This window comes from Bifidobacterium xylocopae (assembly GCF_003315615.1).
GTDB classification, from domain to species: Bacteria; Actinomycetota; Actinomycetes; order Actinomycetales; family Bifidobacteriaceae; genus Bombiscardovia; species Bombiscardovia xylocopae.
Map to the genome: position 1 here is coordinate 1 of NZ_PDCH01000056.1, position 462 is coordinate 462.

Genomic DNA, 462 nt, shown 5'->3' on the forward strand with positions numbered 1-462 from the left:
CCTGGTGTATTCTGCGCCCGGCCCTCGCAGCACCGGGCACCACCCCGCCGGAGACGCCCGTGTCCGCCCCGCCGCCCCCGCTCGCCCTGCTGGCCCTTCTGCCCGTCAAACCCCCGCCCGTCCATTTCGCCCTTGTAGATCCACCCCTCCACGCCAATCCGGCCATAGGTGGTGCGGGCCTCAAAGAGCCGTAGTCGATCAGCGCACGCAGGGTCTGCAGCGGCACCCGACCTTCACGGTAGAACTCGGAACGGCTCATCTCAGCGCCACCCAGGCGCCCTGAGAGCTTGATCCTGCTCCCCTTGGCGCCCGCGCGCCTGGCATCCTGCCCCGCCTTGCTCATCGCCCGGCGGCAGGTTACGCGGTTGGTCACCTGCTCGGCGCTCCCCTTAGCGCCTGCCATTGCCGCTGTGACGGCCTTCTTTACCCCCGAGGTGTTTCTCTGCCGCTCCTTCCCGCTTT

Annotated in this window: 1 pseudogene; it reads right to left on the reverse strand. The window is 69.0% G+C overall.

The annotated features are described in order from the left end of the window. Window positions 1-462 (reverse strand): annotated as a pseudogene (rpsC, locus tag CRD59_RS07605) (30S ribosomal protein S3); the annotation flags it as partial.